The sequence below is a fragment of the Glaciecola sp. 2405UD65-10 genome (assembly GCF_048820975.1).
Classification (GTDB): Bacteria; Pseudomonadota; Gammaproteobacteria; order Enterobacterales; family Alteromonadaceae; genus Glaciecola.
The window spans coordinates 96,721-114,533 of record NZ_JBMEUF010000001.1 but is presented as its reverse complement, the minus strand read 5'-3'; the positions used below and the strand labels follow the sequence as shown (position 1 = coordinate 114,533).

Genomic DNA, 17,813 nt, shown 5'->3' with positions numbered 1-17,813 from the left:
TTTTATTTACCTTAAAATGTATACGTCGCCCCTAAATAAAAAGTCCTGCCATTTTTAGTGCTGTTGTATAATCTATCAGCCGTGTCACTGTATTGCTCTTCACGTATATCAGTTAAATTAGTACCTTCAATAGTGACTTTTATCTGTTCTGACACATTATAGAAAGCAGAGAAATCAACGTAAGTTGTAGCGTGGAAGCCTCTTTCGTCTTCGTCACTATTAGAAGATACGTTAGAGATGTAGTCACTGCGATATGCAGCGGAAACACGTGCTCCCCAAGAATCTTGCTCATAGTAAAGCGTAAAGTTACCTGAATGCTCTGATAATCCAGGAAACGACTTATACTCATCTACTCCGCTATTTCCCACATTTCTATACAAAGCTTCTCCATCAGCATAGGTATAGTTAGTAATTATGCCTAAACTATCAAATGGTGCCGGTAAAAAATCAAAATCGCGCTGAAACGCTAATTCATATCCCACAATATCGCTTTTGTCGGTATTAATGGGTTGAATTACGGTAAAAATAGTATCGGCAGTTTGCGGGTTACCTAATTCATCAACCGCACCTAAAAACGACAGCGCATATCCGGTGTCGCTGTATGCCATATCTTGCGTATTGGTAACAATAAAGTTGTCGATTGATTTATTAAAGTAAGCGAAAGAAACATAACCCACTTCATCAAAATAGTACTCGGCTCCCATTTCAAAGTTATTTGACTTAAAAGGTTCTAACTTGGGGTTGCCGGCAGAAATACTCAAACCATTGGTTGATGTGGGATCATTTTGAACTGTGCCAGCCGCATTTAACGCGCTTAAAGATGGCCGTGTAATATTTTTGCCGAAGCTGGCTCTAAGCACTAAGTTGTCTGTTGCATCCCACGCCAAATTAACAGTAGGTAATACCCCTGAGTAATCTTGCGTTACTTCTGCTAATTCGCCATTTACCAAGCCGAATGAACTGATGTTAGTATCGTAATAACGTGCACCTACGTTACCTCGCAAGAAACCACCGGCGAAGTCAGCATCAAACTCATATTGTAAGTATGCCCCTACGGTATCTTCTATGACTTTATCAGAATATTCGGCCTTCGCGAGGCTGCTATCAATTCCAAATGCATTTAAAACACCGTTTACGTCTACCGCCAACCATTTTTGTTCATCATGGCCGGTGTACGTATATGTAAGGCTTGGGTCAACAACATCTGATACATCGCCCTCTTGCCATTGAGTGCGCATTAGATTGCCATCACGATTTTTCCACGCTTCATTTTCAAAAGTTTTGAGTGATACGCCGGCCGATATCACGCCTGCTCCATCTACTATATAAGCACCGTCTAACTTAGCAATATCGAAGGTGTTTTCTATTTGGTCGTCTTCTAAATCAATCTCGTGATAGCGAAACTCATTCACGTCAGTCACATCAAAACCATAGGTATTTTTGCCATAAAAGCGGTCTAAGCGGTAATCAATGGTTTGCTCACCAAAAGACTCTAAGTACACTTTTGTGCTGGCCGTATCAAACTCGCTTGTTGATGTACCTAGCAAAGCCGTTATAGTCAAATACTCGCTAACATTCCACTCACTGTTTACAACCATTTGAGTAAAGGTAGTGTCGGCATATTGCTCACGGCTTTCAGAATGAATAGCGGCATTGTCAAAACGCGCATAAATAACTTCGTTACCCTGGTTATATTCAATATCCAAAATGCTCGAACAAATAGGATCATTTGCTTGAGATTGAATATTTACGTAAGTGGGGCCTGTACAGCCTAACGCAGTTGAACTTGAGCCACGACTTTGTAAATGAAATTCATCACGCGCGTTGTCTAGCACCCCATACAAAGCGTCAAAGCCTAAATTAAAGCTATCACTTAGGCGATATTGTAATGCAAGTGTTGCTCCCACTCGGGTTTGTTCGTTTTCAAATGTTGAATAGCGGCTGCCGCGAGAAAAGCGCAATTCGCCCGAATTTACTGCGTCTTGGTCAGCTTGTGACAAAGCGGATATATCAGAGCCCTGTGCGTTTCTTAAGCGCCAGCGGTAAGTATCAAAGCCTTGTTCACTAGTGTTACGCTTACTATACGCCACTGACACCAAAGCCCCAAAATCGCCCCATGTATTTGATACTAGCCCAGCAATACGAGGACTGGTGCCATCAGCCAATGTGTTTTGCCCAAGCTGCCCACTTATTGCACCTTTAAATCCGTTGTAATCAAAAGGTTTTGCCGTGACTAAATTAACGGTGCCACCAATACCACCTTCATCCATATCTGCAGAAAATGACTTGGCAACATCTACACGGTTGAATAATTCTGAGGCAAAAATGTTAAAATCAAATGCACGAGAGCGGCTTATTGAGCCGCGACTATCCATAGCAGAACTAGACGTACCAAGTGCTTCCATGCCGTTAAGTTGTACTTGTGTAAAGTCAGGGCCTAAACCTCGTAACGAAATTTGACGCCCTTCACCGCCTTCACGCGTGATGGCTATACCCGGAATACGCTGTAATGCATCGGCAAGGTTCAGATCGGGAAAGTCAGCAATATCTTCAGCTACAATTGAGTCTTGTGAGCCTAGGGCTTCGCGCTTAAGGTCTCGCGCTTTAAGCAAACTTCCTCTAAAGCCTTTTACTTCAATTTGTTCAATACTTGATTCGCCATTGCTTTCATTGCTTTGGGCCAATGAAGAGCTTGATATTGTGCCAAGCCCAGCAATTACAGCTAAAACCAAAGGTTGTTTTATAAATTTATTTTGCATGTGAAACTCCATAAGTGTGTAAATTAATTAGTTGCGTCCTTAGAAAAGGCATTAGAAATAGGGTTAAGTCGAATGAAAGAATTAGCGTCAAAAACAACGGAATAACCAGCCTGTTGGGCCTGTAATGAGCCTTGGTAAAAATCACTGGAAATAATGTGAGCGCCACTTAAAAATGCAGCATGCTTGCGAGCAGCTCGTACCTCATTACTCACAGTTAAATTGGCGTCAGAGCGCGTCCTTACCATGTATCCTTGTTTTACCGCTGAGCGAATTGCTTCAAAATCTTTTAAGGGGTTATTCATAATTAAGAAAGCCGATTCGGCTTGGCCTGGTGCGAAACCAGCAAACATTGCCCGGCCTTTTAATGATGGGTGATTCTTTGCGTATAAGGCTGTTTGACCGGGTTTTCCATCAAACAAAAAGATAAATTTACCTTTTAATTTTGCTAGCTCTGGCCAGCCTTGGGTAAGTACAGCTTCTTCTAAACTTGCGTAATTTGCGCGTAAATGATCAGGGCTAAATAATTTATTGGCTGGTAATACTTGCCTAATTTCTTTGTCTATTTCGCTATAGTCGGCAGCAGTAAAGGCCATAGCTTGCTGGCCATCAATAAAGCTTACCCGCGTCTCTTTAACGTTCATCAAAATAATAAGCGGAAAATGTTCAGGGTGTTGAATTGACCAATCCAACAGTTGGGTAAGGCATTGGCTGAACAAATTGCAGTGAGACTTAACATCAACATCTGGAATGTGCAGCACCTTCAATCCGGGCTGCTTGAGTAATGCTCGCTCTGTATCACTAAAAAATGACTGACCAAGCTCAGCTTCCAAAGTAGGCTTTGCGTACATGCCTGGAATTGGGTCAAGTAATACGTCAATTTCAAAGTGGCGAATGCCCAAGTGCAATTGTTTAGTTAATGATGGATGAGAGTAATTAATTGCCTTTGCTAAAGTCGCATTCTGAGTTGCCACATAGTCTAATGCCGCATTCGGCATAACTTGCTTGTAGCTGTTGTGCGATCCTATTGCTTGAAAGTGATTCAGCGGTTTAGCCCAAAGCGGCGCGCTGCACAAGCACATCCAAACAAATAAAATGGGGCTTATTCTTAACAAGTTGGTCATTAAAATTGCTCTGTGTATATTAACTGACCCTATTGAGTGTAAAAATTCAATAAAGGGGACAAAGCATTTCTGACTTGTTATCAATCTTCATAAAAGTGTCACATAAAACACTGTAATTATTAATTTTTAATTACTTTTGTCCCCTTTTGGTCAGTAAGTGAGTCTTATTATAATCAGCTAAAAATATACGTAAAAAGGGAACAATAACGATGAAGAAGCTCCACCTAGCATTAAGCGTTTTAGTTATTCAATGGAGCTTTTCACTGCCGGTAATGGCTAATCAGGAAAAGGCTAATGTGGCAGCCAAACCTAGCCAAAATATTGAAATTGCTTTTTTAGCAGATATTCACCTTCACAATATTCACGCAGATATTGCGCCATTAACCCACCAAGAACGCGCTCTATTTCCAACAGATAAACAAGGTAAGGCAGTATTGCTGCGTAGCATGTCGTCACAATTACATTCAACGCGGCTTTTCAATGAGAATTATTATGTGCTTCTTGCAGCGCTAGATGACATTGTTGCAAGAAACATAAAACTTGTAGCGCTTCCCGGGGACTTCACCGACGACGGCCAGCCCATAAATGTACTTGCTATCAAAAATATACTGGATAAATACACGCAAGAGCACGGTATTCAATTTTTTGTAATTACCGGTAATCATGACCCTGTAAAGCCATTTACTGTGCCGGGGGGAAAGAAAGACTTTTTGCTTAAAAATGGTCAAGAAGCGGGTGTGTATAGTCTTGAACATAAAAAGTGCGCTGCCGGCTCAAGTATGCAAGCGCAAACCTTTTGTACAAACGACATTCAGCATTGGGGTTATAAAGAAATAATGGAGGCATTAGCGCAGCACGGCTTTATGCCGAAACAAAACTACCTGCATTATGAAACCCCTTTTACGCAATCAATGCACGAGTCAATGCACGAATCAATGCTTGACCATGCAATGCAAAAACGCTACTTAGATTGGTGCTCAAATGATACCCCTGACCAATGCTTCAAAATGCCAGACGCAAGTTATTTAGTAGAGCCTGTTGAAGGCCTATGGTTATTAGCTATTGACGCAAATGTTTACGTGATTGAAAACGCAAGCGAGCAAGCATTTAAAGGTTCAAGCAGCGCAGGCTACAATGCTATGTTTACCTATAAGAAACCTGTATTAGAATGGATAAAGTCGGTCGTAGTGCGGGCAAAAAAAGCAAACAAACAATTAGTAGCATTTAGCCACTTTCCTATGACTGACTTTTATGACGGCGCATCTGCAAACATAAAGCAACTTTTCGGCAACAATGCGTTTCAACTGAAAAGATTACCCACTGCGCAAACTGAGAACTTATTAGCTAACACAGGCTTACAGCTACATTTTGCTGGGCATATGCATATAAATGATACAGGAACAGCACAATCCGACTCAGGTAGCACTTTGTTTAATATTCAAGTGCCTAGCCTAGCTGCGTACCAACCCGCTTATAAGATCTTAAGTTTATCAAGTTCAAACATTGCAAACATTGCAAACATTGAAACCGTTACGGTAAGTAACGTGCCCAAATTTAAAACCCTTTTTACCCATTACCAAGCTGAATGGGAATTTAATCATGCGCATAACCTTCCTAATTGGGACAAGAACATTTTAAATGTGTCGTCTTATGCACAGTTTACCGACAAGCATTTACAAGGAGTAGTTACGCACCGATACATACCAAAAGAATGGCCCCAAGCACTTGTGTCATTTTTAAAAAATAACTCACTAAAGGCCCTTTCAACACAAGCTAAATGCGCTCAGGCTATCAACATAAAAATAAACGATCTGCAGCAGGGTAATAAAGAGAGTGGTTTAAGCCTAATTTACGACTTTTACCGCATCAAAAATGCTGACCATATTGCGGCTGTTAATACACCAAAAAAGAATGCTTACTTACAGCTACATGAAATGTACGAGAATTGCGAGCTACCTAACACTTTGGTAAATACTCAGCTACAACAACTTTTATCTAGCATGGCAATGATGATTCAAAGCGAAGCTAGTGGCAATTTTAGTATTGATTTAAACACCCACAGTTTGCAGGCACGCTAAAAAGACAAAGCTAGCGCTAATTGAAAAGATTCAGCTGTTTGTTTGTAATTTGCGAGAAGCTTGTTGAAACGAAAGGTAAAATAGCATCAGCAATTGCGGCTAGTTGCCGCTCAATATAAAACTGATAATCAATAGGTGCGCTAAGGTATTCAATAGCCTGAGGGCCACTAGTGGTAATAACATACGAAATCCACCCTGTATTTTGATACTTAAGCGGCTTATTTTGCAAACTGTTCTGTTCGTCTGCCAGGCGCGCGGCTTTCACATGCGGTGGAACATTCTTAACGTAGTCTTTTAATTTACGACGAATCCGCTTTCTATATACCAATTTGTTGTCTAATTTACCGGCCAAGGTATCAGCTACGGTTTGCAATACATATTCATCAACAGGCTGATCATTAAATACTTTAGCGTATAAAGATTGCTGAAACTCTTTTGCTAATTCAGTCCAATCAGTTCTCACACTTTCTAATCCCTTAAAGATTAGCTTTTGCTCACCATTTTTAACAACTGTGCCCGCGTAGCGTTTTTTAGTACCTATATCTAAGCCGCGAATGGTAGGCATAAAGAATTTCACAAAATGCGTTTCATACTCAATTTCTAATTGGCTATTTATGGCAAAACGCGCTTGAATATTTTCTTGCCATTTATTGTTGATATAGCTTTGAAGTTCTTTACCTAAACTTGCGCATTCATTGGCATTAAGATTGTTACCCGCATGAACAAATATTGAGTCGGTATCACCATATATAACCTTGTAACCTTTGGTTTCAATCCACTCTTTGGTGGTGACCAACAGCTCATGACTGCGTTTAGTAATAGAGCCCGACAAACGAGGATCAAAAAAACGGCAGCCTGTTGAGCCCAATACACCGTAAAAAGAATTCATGATAATTTTGATAGCTTGTGACAAAGCCGCATTATTTTCTTTTTTCGCTTTGTCTCTTTCTTTCCATAAGCCATCAATTATTTGGGGTAAAAAGTGTTTGGTTCTTGAAAAACAAGCTCCGTCAAAGCCCTCAATCGCTGTAGAGGGTGATTTCATTCCTTCTATTAAGCCCATTGGATCAACGTTAAACGTTTTGATGATACTCGGGTATAGGCTTTTAAAATCAAGCACCAACACATTGTTGTACAAGCCTGGGGTTGAGTCCATTACAAAACCACCGGGTGACACTAAACCTGAAGCGCCATCTCCCAAATTAGGCGCAATATAGCCAGCACGGTGTAGTTTAGGTAAATATAAATTAGTAAAGGCTGCAACCGAACCGCCTATTCGGTCAAGCTCTAAGCCCGTTAATTGCGCTCTTAGCATCGCAAATTCAAGTAAGTGTGTTTTTTCAAAAATAAGCCATACCAATCGGCAATCCTCAAGATTGTATGCGGCAAGCGCAAGCTTGTTATGCATAAAGTTATGGGTTATTTCAGCCAAACGGTTTTCAACATTGCTCACTTTTTTACCTATTCCTAATAACTCCCTTGATACATTTTCAAGAGAAAAACTGGAAAAGCTATAAGTGGCGGTTTTTAATAAATCAATGCCATCAAGAACCACCCTGCCCGCAATAGAAATATATTGATTGCCTGTGTTTCGGTTTTTGCGCCAATAAGGGCTGCGGCCATCACGCCCAATGGCAAAACTAAGGTTTAATATGTCACAACGTTTTTGTAGCAAGTCTAAATCAAAATTAACTACGTTCCAGCCAATAAGCACATCAGCATCGTAGGCCATAAACCACGCAATAAATTCCACAAGCAAGGCATGTTCGTTTTCAAGCCAATGTATATACGTGGGCGAGTCAGACTGCGCCTCACCAATCATAAACACGACTTGTTCTGTTTCACTAAAGGCGGCAATTGAATACAAGGCGCCATCTATTGCGCATTCAATGTCTATAGATACCATGCGTAATTGAAAGTTGCCGCTACCGGGCTTACATTTTGTATTGTGAACACTTAAGTGTTTATTACTCTGGATTTTGTTGGCGCTTGAAGTGAGCGAACCTGGCTGGCTTTCTTGGCCTACAAATGCCACTTTTGCTGTAATAAAACGCTCCATTAAGTAGCGGTCTTCAGGCCTAAAGTCATCTTCATATATTTTAATTTCACTTTGCTTGAGTAGGTCACGGGCTGCATAAAAATCTTTCATGAAATTAAAATAAATGGCGGATACTGGCGCTTGCCCAAATGTTTTAAGTGGCAATGACTTATATGACGCAAAATGTAGATTTTGATTACTTAGCCGCTTAAGCGCTTCTTCAATTTGGCGGGTTTCAACAAAGAATAGCGCTTGCTCGTTCTCAATAGACAGTTTTACAGGCGCACTGTGCGTTTTTAACCAAAACGTAAGCACAATACCCGAACGAGTATCGTGAGCTTGTCGGCTTAACAAAAAACCGGTTTGTGGTGAGTTTTGAGTGAACACGTGTGACTTTAACTACAAGCTAATATTTTTGCGTTATTGTAAAGGATCTGTAATATGATGTGTGAAGAAAATGAGAGCGCTACAACATAGCGCGGCTATTATGTTGGCACTATTATTATAATAATTTGTTCACTTTTTATGTTATGTCCGTCAACCCATATTGAGGTTTAAAAATTTTCAAATAAAGGTGACTGACTATGAACGAACAAGCATTTAAAGATATGGAAGAATACGCACTTGGCCAAACAGGTGTGGTAACTGGCTCAATGCATAATACCGCAGGTTTGCAAGACCGCCCTACCCGCAGCAACAGCTATACTCCTGCTACACCCCGCAAACAAACTAAAGTGCGCAGCACAAATAAAAAAGTACAGCACACATCAAGTGCGAAAAAGGCTGACGATGGTTCATTAGCCATATTATTTTTTATTATTGGTTTTATTGCGTCATGTTACTTGATGAGCCAAAACAATGTAGTAGAGCCAGCCGCATATATTATAGGTGGCGTGATAGGCGGCGGCATTAGTGCAGCGCTACATAAAGTAATTATTGCTGTAGGTTTTTTGGCACTGTGTTTATTTATTATTGGAGCTATTAATGGCTAATGCCCATTAATAGCTTAGTTAAACACGCCAGTGCGTTTTTGATTAGCGGATGATTACATCAGTCATTATGGTGAAGAGAAACAGCGAACGCTTAGCACCCGCTTAATTCATACTCAATTGTTGGCTCGCTGCCGGCGCTACTCGCATTGCTGTATACAAGATAGCAATTTGATGCAAAATGTTGTTGCCGATTCACTTTAAAGCCTTTTATGCCTGTTGCCGCTTCAGACGCCACGTAAAATTTGTCTAGGCCGTAAGTTGTTGCCCATCCCCATTGGTTTTCAAAATCAGCATTTAAGTTAGTGGATAAACCGTTAACCCTTGATGCTTGAGGATAGCCATAAACAGTAGCAATATCGCCTTCACCATCACCATTTAAATCGACTGAAGCAGAAGCCATTTTTTCTACTCCTTGAATGCTTGCTTTTGCGCGCACCATATTGGCCGTAGCCATAATTGCAGCACCCATATTTTGTAAAGTAGACACGTTAGCTTCAGTGGATATATTGATAAAGCGTGGGGCAGCGCTTACGGCTAAAACACCTAGTATCACAATTACAATTATTAACTCAATTAAGGTAAAACCGGATTGTTTTTCCGCAAAAGAATGACGGTTAAATTGCATGTGAAAATTTCACTTTATTGCAATTTATAAATTTGTTGATCACGCATATCTCAATATTCAGGCGCCATTATAATAAGAGTATTACATATTTCTAGCTTGATGAAATACACGAAAAAATACATTGTTATTCATACAAATACCATTAATAGGTAAGTTCACCATATCAATATTAACCTTACGCTAGTTAAGATGTGCTTTAAAAAATGATTGTTTCACATTTAAAGAAAAGTAGTTATTTTGATTAGATAGTTTCTGAGAAAGTGCCTGGGGGACTTAGACTATTGCACTTCAAACCAATAAAATGCGCAACGCATTTCATGTATTGCGCATTTTTGTCATAAGCATCTGTTTAATCAAATAAGCTTTCAAAATGTTGCGTGGCTTGCTTCAGTTTATCTGCATCATGAAAGCTTTTAAGTGGCACCTTAGGATCAGTCAATACGGCTTTATTGTCAATCTGTATGGGGTTGCGTGGAGTATTCCCAAAAGAGCGAACATCATTTTCACTTAACGTCTTAAGTGCTGATTGTTGATTATTTAGCAACACGCCTGAGACTTGCTTAGGAACTTTTAAAATAGCATTCAGTTTATTTGTAGCCTCTTGTAACTTACCTGAACGCTCTGCACTACTGCTAATATTTTGGTCGAGTAACTGTAATTGCCAATTTGTCGCATTAGGATTAGCATCCACATTTTGGTTTTCTGCACCAATTGGGGCAAGCCTTTGGGTTAATTCTTTAGGCGCTTCTGACTTAATAAGTAAGCGCGGCTCTAACGAGTTTGCTTTGCTTTTACTGTTTAAGTCTTGATTGTCGATAGGGTGTTTGTCTGGGTTCGATTTATACGCATTCAAGGTGGCGGCTTGAACGAGCTTTTCGCGGTCTACTTGTGCCAAAGCTATCGTACTCGTTAGCATGCTTGCAAGCGCTAACAGGCATGTCGCTGAACTACTTAATGCATTTTTCATTGGCTGTCTCCATCTGTTTTGGTTTTGGCAGGTGTGTCTGCTTTTGCTGGTTCGTTAATTTTGTTGTAGCCAGGCGTATTTAACGCCGACTCTCGAATACGCTTAGCGTCGGCCTTCATCTTGTGCAACATCGACTGTATTTGTGTCTGCTGTTGTTGCAGCTTTTGCTGTTTTGACAAAGGAACTGAACTCACTAATTGCACATCACCTGCAAAATACACAAAGCTTGCGCAAAAAATAATGACGCTGGCTGCCAAAACCGCTGGCAATAGATTTTTTTTACTTGAGAAAAACTTTTTCATGGACTTAACCCTCGTCTGACGTGTTTTTATTTGAATAGGTGAAATCACGAATGTTGTCGATTCTTTTCGAGTTACCGAAGAACAAAGACAGACCGCCCCCACCAAACGTTGGCTCTGAGTCGTCTTGACTACCTGCAAAACCACTAACAGTGACATCTTTTAAAAATGCTGACTCGGTTGTTTTGTATGCGTTATCAGACATCACAGATGCAAAACTATTTAAGTTGTCGTTAATCAATTTGCCGTTTTCTTGTGCCACTAACACATCAGCATTTCGACCTTGCTTATAGCCTTCACTGTCGAGTTTAGTGCCTTCAATTTTGGCATCTATTGCGTAGGCCTTATAAGCGTTTATGTTGGCTGCATATGTTTGCGACTCGACACCCGCAATTTCGATCAATTGTTTGGTGGCGAGCAAGTCGTACGCCTGCGTGTCTAACTCGATGGATAGTGTTACTAAAGCGGCGTACTGTTCGTTACTCAACAAATTTTGCGCATCTTGTTCAGTCATCACATTATTGGCCATCAACAAGTTTAGCGCGTTGTCGTACGAACTAAAAAACTCGGTGCGTTTAAAGTCGTAGTCGCTGTATAAGCTTTTTGCGCGCCCATCGGCAGCCTTTACAAGCTCGGTAAAACCTACAGCGATTGAGTCAAATTTTTTGCCATGTTCAATCATGAATTGGCCATAGTTTTTTCTGGCATCAGCCGAGGTATATAAAACGCTAATAAGACATGGCGCTTTATCACTGCACGCTTTTACAGCACTTGCTTCATTAGCAACCACCTTGGCATAAGCGTTAAACGCATTTGCGCGGTTATCCATTTCAACAGCAGCTTGTTCTAACACTGATGCGTGGATATTCTTTTTTTCGACTGTTCCAATTGGAACGACTTCCACATCGACCATCTCAGATTGCTGTGCATTAACCGCGCCTACTTGGAGGGTATAGACAATCGCAACTGCTAGTGCTGTTTTTGATGCTGGCAGGGCTAACTTCTCTGGTTTATTTAAGGCTTGAATTGTACGCATAATGTCATCCTATTTGGGTAAATGAAGAACGTCTGGTCGTTCATTATTTAGTAACGCTGTATTGTTTCGAAAAATAACAAAATTATTAAAATATTTATTGCAAAGACGTTTATTGAGCGCTCATCGTGTATTGTGACTCACCATTAGAGGTCGAAAATGAAAGCACGGTTGTGCCCAATTCAGAAGCATTTGAGGCTTGGCCAAGTGCAGTGTTTCTTGACGTTTTGCTATCAACTAAAGCCAGTTGCTGTTGCGAAATTTCATGGTTAAATTGTCGGGTGAACCTAATCATAAGATTAGGAGTGTGTGTTCCGCGTCCTGATAACTTATACGCCGTCAGCAATTGGTGATAAGCCGCTCCGCTAAGAGGCCTCAGTAATAAGCGCCTATCGGACAACAGGTCGTAGTCTTTCAGTGGAACAAAAGTGCCTTGATGAAATGCAGTCCCATTCATTTTATAATCGAAATGTTGGCCTTTAGCATTGCTAGCGACAACACGAATTTTACCCTCACGCAATAAGGCCATGATCAGTTCGTTACTCCAATGAGCATCTACTTTTAAAGCAGGCAAGTGCAGTTTACCGTCTGTATGCTCGCCTTTTGTAGTAACAGCCTTGCGATTGTTATCTGTTGTTTTTGGTAGCTCATCGATTGCAAGTAAAGACTTTACTCGGGTTTGATTTGAGCTTGTTTCAATCACAGTTTGATTAGTCTGCGCTTGTTGTGCTTCGGTTATAGGCTCCTTTAGTTGCTCATTTGTGGTTGTTTCTGACATGTCGGGTTTTGTTTTTATGCTTAGCTTTTGCAATGGCTGTGCCGAGGATTTAGAGGATAGTAAAGCTTTACTCTCTGTTATTTTAGATTCGTTGATTGGCAAAGATTTAAATGGCTCCAGCAACGACAAGTGACCATTTTGGCTAGCTAAGTATTCATATAAAAGTAGCATAATAGGTAAAATACACGCTATGGCTAAAAGAGTGGGTTTGGCAGGACGAGGAAGTTTAATCATACTTTTTTCTCTCTTGTAAAATAATGGAAAACTTTAAAATCGAGGCGTGTAAAACCGCCACGTAATTATTGTTCAGCCGTAAATACGTACTGAATATTTTGTTGGCTAAGCTGACTAAACGCGGTGTAAAGCACTAAGCTATTAGCATTAGTTGTTCCGACTATTTCGACTTGAGTATCACTGCTTTGAAACTGCGTAATAGCTTCTTTTAACGACATTGAGGGATTGCTCTGTTCGTCAATTGAGACGTTGCCATCGGCATGCAAAAACAGCAGACGAGTTTGCTTAGCGTCTGCACCTTCTTGGTCGGTTGTTTGTGGCGACGCTTGCAAGGTATGCACGTTTACCAATAGCACAATAGTCATTAGCAAACTGGCAAACAGGTCTGCAAATAACCATGCCTCTTCATTTCCACTCTCGGTGATTAATTTTAAGGTGTTCATTGGCTATCCCTCGTTGGCACTCGCTTAGCCATTGCCTGCAACATAGTGCGTAAATGATTAAGGTGAGCTTGATTGAGTAAAAAAATATGTTGAAAGGTGGGTATTAACTTACGGTCGCTTAACCATTTTGCCATCGACATTACTAAAGCACCCATTGCTGTTGTGCCTAAACCTACCGCAGCGGCTTGAAACATCATTTTAATGTCGCCGCTACTGGCAAACACCTGGAATGATAAAATAATAGAAATAACAGTAAAACAAAGTCCTAGCGCAGGAGCGATAGATTTAAGCGCATTCACTTTTAACAATAAGGGGGCAAACAACTGCAGGGTTTGCTCTTCCAATGATTGTTGTGTTTCTTTAGTTTGCGAACGTCGATAAAACATCACTGAAGGGTGTCGGACTGCTTTTATACGGGCAATATCGCGAGCTTGTAAGACCGCTTTAATATCGGCATCGTCATGCAAAATAGTGCGCTTTAATCGGTAAAACTCAAAGGTATATTTGATTACTAAAAATATGCAAAAAAGCATAACCGCATGCGCGAAATAACTATAAATAGCCATTATTTGCCTCCCATAACAGTGAGTTGTTAAATACTAGATGAGTGACTAGATGAGTGAAAGAGAGCTTTCTTTTTATGAACAAGACTAATCAGGCGTGCAGACATAAAAAAGACCATGATTAGCTTAGTTGCAAGGGTTTTTAAATTATTGGGCATGTATGTTTCCTCTATGGATCACATAAACATCATTGTTTATGTGCTTTCATAGATAGAAACGCAAAGTGTGTTGTAAAAATAATAAAGTGACTAAAATAATTATTCGGTTTGGTAAAACGCTCTTATTTGTGTCATGAAAGGGTGAGTAACGCCGGCTTTTTCTAAATCAATAAAATCTTGTAAAACGGCTTCTTTAAACAGAGTTGTAGAATTCACGCGTTGATTAGCATTATATTTATAGGTTTTGAGCGCCTTATTAGTCTCGCCTGTTAGCATGTAGCCATGTGCCAAATTTGTTTTTATCCATGTTTGCTCCGGCGCAAGCCTCAAACCGGTGATAGCAGCGGTGATAGCACTTTCAGGCTCATTATAAAATAAATGAAAATAAGACATAGATCCCCATAAACTGCCAAGCACCGGAGCTAAGGTATCTTTATGCTGAGGCTCGTTTTGTAAAAGAGCCGGATATAAAGCGATAGCCTTAATTACGAATTCTTTTTGGGTATCTCTAGATTGAGTATTAATTGATGTTCGTAAATATACTTGTTCTGAGTAGGCTGCTAAACTTTCTGCTGCATATTTGCCAGCTTCTGATTCTTGGCTAACCATTATCGCATAGGCAGCTTGATTAGCAGATAGCTTGGCTAAATTCACGTTTGACCATTCTTTTTTTGCCTTCGCCCGAGATGCAAAGTCTAAGGCCGCGGCAAAATTTTCGACAGCCTCGTAAGAGCTCGCGATTTTCCAATACTTACTTGCCTGCTTATTTTCATCTAACGCGATATTTAAGCGCTCTCGCAGCTTAAGTTCTGCTGTGTAAAAACGAATAGACTGGGCATGCTGCGCTAATCGGGCGTGGTTTTCGGCAAGTAGTTCAAGTGCACCTACCGAAGCCCAAGTCGTACTTTTACTTTTTGGATCGAATACGCCGTTTGCATCTATTGTGTTTTCTTCCTGCACGATCCTGAGCGCTAGGGCGATAGATTGTTCGGGCTCGTCTGTGGCTAGTTCTTCTGCCTGTGCAAGCTGTTCTGATATTGTTCGATTGGGCACTGGAATATTATTCGACTTTGCCTCAAAGTCTTGCCATTCTCGTAAATGCTTGCGATTTAACATTCTAATTTCTTTGATGTATTTTTCTTCTAAGGCTGCTAACTTGACTTTTTCGGTATTTAAGATGGTAAACAGTCTTGACACTTGCTCATCAGTCATTGATGGTAATATGTCAAACCAGTACTGTCTCTCTTCGTCATCCATGCTATCAGTTTCTAGTATTAGTCGATGTAGTTTAGGCCTTTCACGTACGAGGTTTTCATCATAAGAAAATTTATTGCTATTTAAGTCGACTAATATCTGGGGATCTGACGCGATTTCATTACCGAGTATATCAAGCGCGTTTTGCTTTTCTGTTTGAGACAAGGTTAAATCTCTAATAATAGCGCCTACGGCAAAACGATTCTCTACTGCAACGCCGTCATCTATGTACAAACCTTGTAACATTACCTCATTGATTATGTTAACGCCGGCCTGAAATTCCGAATTGTTGCTTGTTCCTCCTTCTAATTCAGCGAGTTTTTCTTCTAACTTTTTGGTCGCTTGATGCGCTTGATTTATAAAATAGCCTGCACCCGATACCAAGAATAATATAATGAAAACGTAAACCGACAATACTCGTCGTGTATGCGACGTCTGTTTCGCTTTATATTGAATAGATGCTTGGTAATAACGCTCAACATGGGTTTGCTGAATCTTATCCTCTTGCTTAAATTGATTACCCAATGCTAAGTCATGAGGGTTAAGTAAAAACGTTTCGGCTGAATGATTAGGCTTGAGTTCTGAGCCTTTATAACTCAAACCGTTAGCATCAATATCCAGCCATCGATTCATGTTGCCAGAAATTGCATTTAGCCAGTGTAAATAGTCATAATTGTCATCAAACCACTCTTTAAGACTCCTCCAAGCAGAGGCGCTTTGTAAGTTCAGTAGAGTATCATGCGCAAGTTTTACTCGCTTAGCTTGGTTTGTGCTGCAATCAACAACGAGTTGCGCTTCAGAAAATGCCTTAATTAAATCGAATAGTACCTGGTTGTTTTGCGCAATTTCATCAATATCGACACTGCGTGTAACCGCTTTATTTTCGTTATTGAGACCAACGAAGTGCGCAAAAAAGGCGTGTGCGCATTGGGGCGATGTTTGCATAACGGCTTCGGCACGCGAGGCAATGACACCGCGTATTCCGCTTAACTCTTGATAATCTTTAAACCTTAAATATGTTGCTTTTCCCTCTCTCTTGATTTGCCTTTCGTACATTTGCTCAAGCAGATACTCAAGTGCAGGTAGTGCATGTTGCAAAACACTTGCCTCATTAACCAAGGCATCTTCAAGCCCTTTTTCATAGGCTAAGCCAAAGGAGGTCGCTTGCTTAGAAATAATTTCACGCCATTCATTAGCATGAATTCTTGCATCTACGAGCTTGGTGGGTCCACTCGTTGTTAATTCAAAATCGCTTCCTTTTCTGAACGATACAATGACCGACAAACAAGATAATTTTAAGCCTAAAGTGTCAAGCGCATTGTTTAGCCTTTGCGCCTCTTCGGGCTCAAAGTTAGGGTCGTTATACAATTCTTCAAACTGGTCAATATAAAATACATATTGGGCACAATAATGGTCTAGTGGGAGGGCTTTTTTCAATGCATCGGCACATTGTTCAGGTGAACTCAAAGCAAGTTGACTAAAAGCGCTTGCTTCTATATCGACCTCAAACATTTTGCCTAATCCTGCAAACATTTTAGATAGTATTGCTCCAATACTGCCGGCTTGTTTTGGAGACGTTACCCCCCAGTCAAATGTTAACGGTAAATCGTTGGCAGCTTCCCGTGACTCTTGATGATGCTTTTTATTCAAATAAGGGATGAGTGCAGCTTTAATCAAACTCGACTTTCCGCTACCCGAAACCCCAGTAATGACGAAAAGCCCTTTACCATCGTAATCTCGCACTAAGTCTTGTAACGCTCGTTCGCGGCCAAAAAAACGTAAGCTGTCTTGATAATCAAAACTCGCGAGTCCTTTAAACGGCTGCCAACGGCCTGCTGGGTCGCCGTCGTATTGCGTTTTCAATAGGTGGACTAGGGCTTTTTGTAAGCGATTAACAGGCAGTAGATGCCCATTTAAAGAAGAAACCGTGTGCCTTAATTCAGCGGATATTTGGTGGTCATCAGCATCGGGATAAAACACAACAAATGGCGGCGTAGCTAGCGTTTTTTCCTTCGCCTTTTGCATAAAATTACACGCAGCGGTTATTTTGGTTTCTATAAAATCAATAGAGCTAACGGCGCCACTACTATACAAGGCACCAGTGGCAAAAACCGTCACATCATACTGACAACTTTTTTGCAGTTGTTCACGCCATTCAAGTGCGATTGCTAAGCCATAACCAAGGCCCGAGCTATTACTGTCCTCACTAAACGATACTCGTTTATTATCGTTAGCCGTCAGTGTAACTTCACAATAAAAGCGATTTACCCAATCCAATTTATTCAACGAGGCATAAGCCGCCTCTGCGGCGGTTTGCACATAAGCGTTTTGTTCTATTTCTTGGGGTCTGGGTAAACCTAATTCACTATCAAGAACAGCTCTTGCCGTTTGATCGCCGCGCGGAGATAACTCGATTGTGTCAACCCGATACACAATTTGATTGTCTGACAAAAGAATATACATCTTAAAAA

13 protein-coding genes are annotated in these 17,813 nt (G+C 40.7%); 2 read left to right on the top strand and 11 right to left on the bottom strand.

Annotation, left to right across the window (positions count from 1 at the left end):
• Positions 1-11 precede the first annotated feature (11 nt).
• Both ACOI22_RS00600 and ACOI22_RS00595 read right to left on the bottom strand, forming a co-directional pair.
• Positions 12-2,759 carry a TonB-dependent receptor gene (locus ACOI22_RS00600; RefSeq protein WP_420669157.1) on the bottom strand — a complete coding sequence of 916 codons (2,748 nt, stop codon included), beginning with the start codon at positions 2,757-2,759 and terminating at the stop codon, positions 12-14.
• Positions 2,760-2,782: 23 nt separating this feature from the next.
• The gene (locus tag ACOI22_RS00595) at positions 2,783-3,880 is read right to left on the bottom strand and encodes a Ca2+-dependent phosphoinositide-specific phospholipase C (protein WP_420669155.1); all 1,098 of its coding nucleotides are present in this window, start codon (positions 3,878-3,880) and stop codon (positions 2,783-2,785) included.
• A 209-nt stretch (positions 3,881-4,089) separates the two neighbouring features.
• Between ACOI22_RS00595 and ACOI22_RS00590 the strand changes: the two genes are divergently transcribed.
• Positions 4,090-5,958 (top strand): metallophosphoesterase, encoded by a 1,869-nt coding sequence (locus ACOI22_RS00590; RefSeq protein ID WP_420669153.1) that lies wholly within the window; start codon positions 4,090-4,092, stop codon positions 5,956-5,958.
• A 16-nt stretch (positions 5,959-5,974) separates the two neighbouring features.
• Here the strand turns inward: ACOI22_RS00590 and ACOI22_RS00585 are convergent, their stop codons facing one another.
• The gene (locus tag ACOI22_RS00585) at positions 5,975-8,383 is read right to left on the bottom strand and encodes a DNA polymerase II (protein ID WP_420669151.1); all 2,409 of its coding nucleotides are present in this window, start codon (positions 8,381-8,383) and stop codon (positions 5,975-5,977) included.
• A 197-nt stretch (positions 8,384-8,580) separates the two neighbouring features.
• Between ACOI22_RS00585 and ACOI22_RS00580 the strand changes: the two genes are divergently transcribed.
• Positions 8,581-8,988, top strand: a complete 408-nt coding sequence (locus ACOI22_RS00580; protein WP_420669149.1) for a hypothetical protein — start codon at positions 8,581-8,583, stop codon at positions 8,986-8,988.
• Positions 8,989-9,079: 91 nt separating this feature from the next.
• Here the strand turns inward: ACOI22_RS00580 and ACOI22_RS00575 are convergent, their stop codons facing one another.
• The 8 genes from ACOI22_RS00575 to ACOI22_RS00540 form a co-directional block, all read right to left on the bottom strand.
• Positions 9,080-9,613, bottom strand: coding sequence for a prepilin-type N-terminal cleavage/methylation domain-containing protein (locus ACOI22_RS00575; protein ID WP_420669147.1), 534 nt, complete (start codon positions 9,611-9,613; stop codon positions 9,080-9,082).
• Between the two features lie 349 nt (positions 9,614-9,962).
• Positions 9,963-10,580: a hypothetical protein gene (locus ACOI22_RS00570; RefSeq protein WP_420669145.1), complete on the bottom strand. Its 618-nt coding sequence runs from the start codon at positions 10,578-10,580 to the stop codon at positions 9,963-9,965.
• Entirely contained in the window at positions 10,577-10,882 is a 306-nt protein-coding gene (locus tag ACOI22_RS00565) for a hypothetical protein (RefSeq protein ID WP_420669143.1), read from the bottom strand. The genes ACOI22_RS00570 and ACOI22_RS00565 overlap by 4 nt, the downstream gene beginning before the upstream one ends.
• Positions 10,883-10,886: 4 nt before the next feature.
• Positions 10,887-11,915, bottom strand: a complete 1,029-nt coding sequence (locus ACOI22_RS00560; protein WP_420669141.1) for a hypothetical protein — start codon at positions 11,913-11,915, stop codon at positions 10,887-10,889.
• Positions 11,916-12,024: 109 nt separating this feature from the next.
• A complete protein-coding gene (locus tag ACOI22_RS00555) occupies positions 12,025-12,924 on the bottom strand; it encodes a hypothetical protein (RefSeq protein ID WP_420669139.1) in 900 nt (299 codons plus the stop codon).
• Positions 12,925-12,989: 65 nt separating this feature from the next.
• Positions 12,990-13,367, bottom strand: a complete 378-nt coding sequence (locus ACOI22_RS00550) for a hypothetical protein (protein WP_420669137.1) — start codon at positions 13,365-13,367, stop codon at positions 12,990-12,992.
• Positions 13,364-13,933 (bottom strand): MotA/TolQ/ExbB proton channel family protein, encoded by a 570-nt coding sequence (locus ACOI22_RS00545; RefSeq protein WP_420669135.1) that lies wholly within the window; start codon positions 13,931-13,933, stop codon positions 13,364-13,366. The genes ACOI22_RS00550 and ACOI22_RS00545 overlap by 4 nt, the downstream gene beginning before the upstream one ends.
• Positions 13,934-14,187: 254 nt before the next feature.
• Entirely contained in the window at positions 14,188-17,805 is a 3,618-nt protein-coding gene (locus ACOI22_RS00540; RefSeq protein WP_420669133.1) for a hypothetical protein, read from the bottom strand.
• Between the last annotated feature and the right edge of the window lie 8 nt (positions 17,806-17,813).

What these genes read in the sequence shown, in the direction of transcription:
- ACOI22_RS00600 (WP_420669157.1), bottom strand. Translation starts at nt 2,759, where the DNA reads ATGCAAAATAAATTTATAAAACAACCTTTGGTTTTAGCTGTAATTGCT.
- ACOI22_RS00595 (WP_420669155.1), bottom strand. Translation starts at nt 3,880, where the DNA reads ATGACCAACTTGTTAAGAATAAGCCCCATTTTATTTGTTTGGATGTGC.
- ACOI22_RS00590 (WP_420669153.1), top strand. Translation starts at nt 4,090, where the DNA reads ATGAAGAAGCTCCACCTAGCATTAAGCGTTTTAGTTATTCAATGGAGC.
- ACOI22_RS00580 (WP_420669149.1), top strand. Translation starts at nt 8,581, where the DNA reads ATGAACGAACAAGCATTTAAAGATATGGAAGAATACGCACTTGGCCAA.
- ACOI22_RS00575 (WP_420669147.1), bottom strand. Translation starts at nt 9,613, where the DNA reads ATGCAATTTAACCGTCATTCTTTTGCGGAAAAACAATCCGGTTTTACC.
- ACOI22_RS00570 (WP_420669145.1), bottom strand. Translation starts at nt 10,580, where the DNA reads ATGAAAAATGCATTAAGTAGTTCAGCGACATGCCTGTTAGCGCTTGCA.
- ACOI22_RS00565 (WP_420669143.1), bottom strand. Translation starts at nt 10,882, where the DNA reads ATGAAAAAGTTTTTCTCAAGTAAAAAAAATCTATTGCCAGCGGTTTTG.
- ACOI22_RS00560 (WP_420669141.1), bottom strand. Translation starts at nt 11,915, where the DNA reads ATGCGTACAATTCAAGCCTTAAATAAACCAGAGAAGTTAGCCCTGCCA.
- ACOI22_RS00555 (WP_420669139.1), bottom strand. Translation starts at nt 12,924, where the DNA reads ATGATTAAACTTCCTCGTCCTGCCAAACCCACTCTTTTAGCCATAGCG.
- ACOI22_RS00550 (WP_420669137.1), bottom strand. Translation starts at nt 13,367, where the DNA reads ATGAACACCTTAAAATTAATCACCGAGAGTGGAAATGAAGAGGCATGG.
- ACOI22_RS00545 (WP_420669135.1), bottom strand. Translation starts at nt 13,933, where the DNA reads ATGGCTATTTATAGTTATTTCGCGCATGCGGTTATGCTTTTTTGCATA.
- ACOI22_RS00540 (WP_420669133.1), bottom strand. Translation starts at nt 17,805, where the DNA reads ATGTATATTCTTTTGTCAGACAATCAAATTGTGTATCGGGTTGACACA.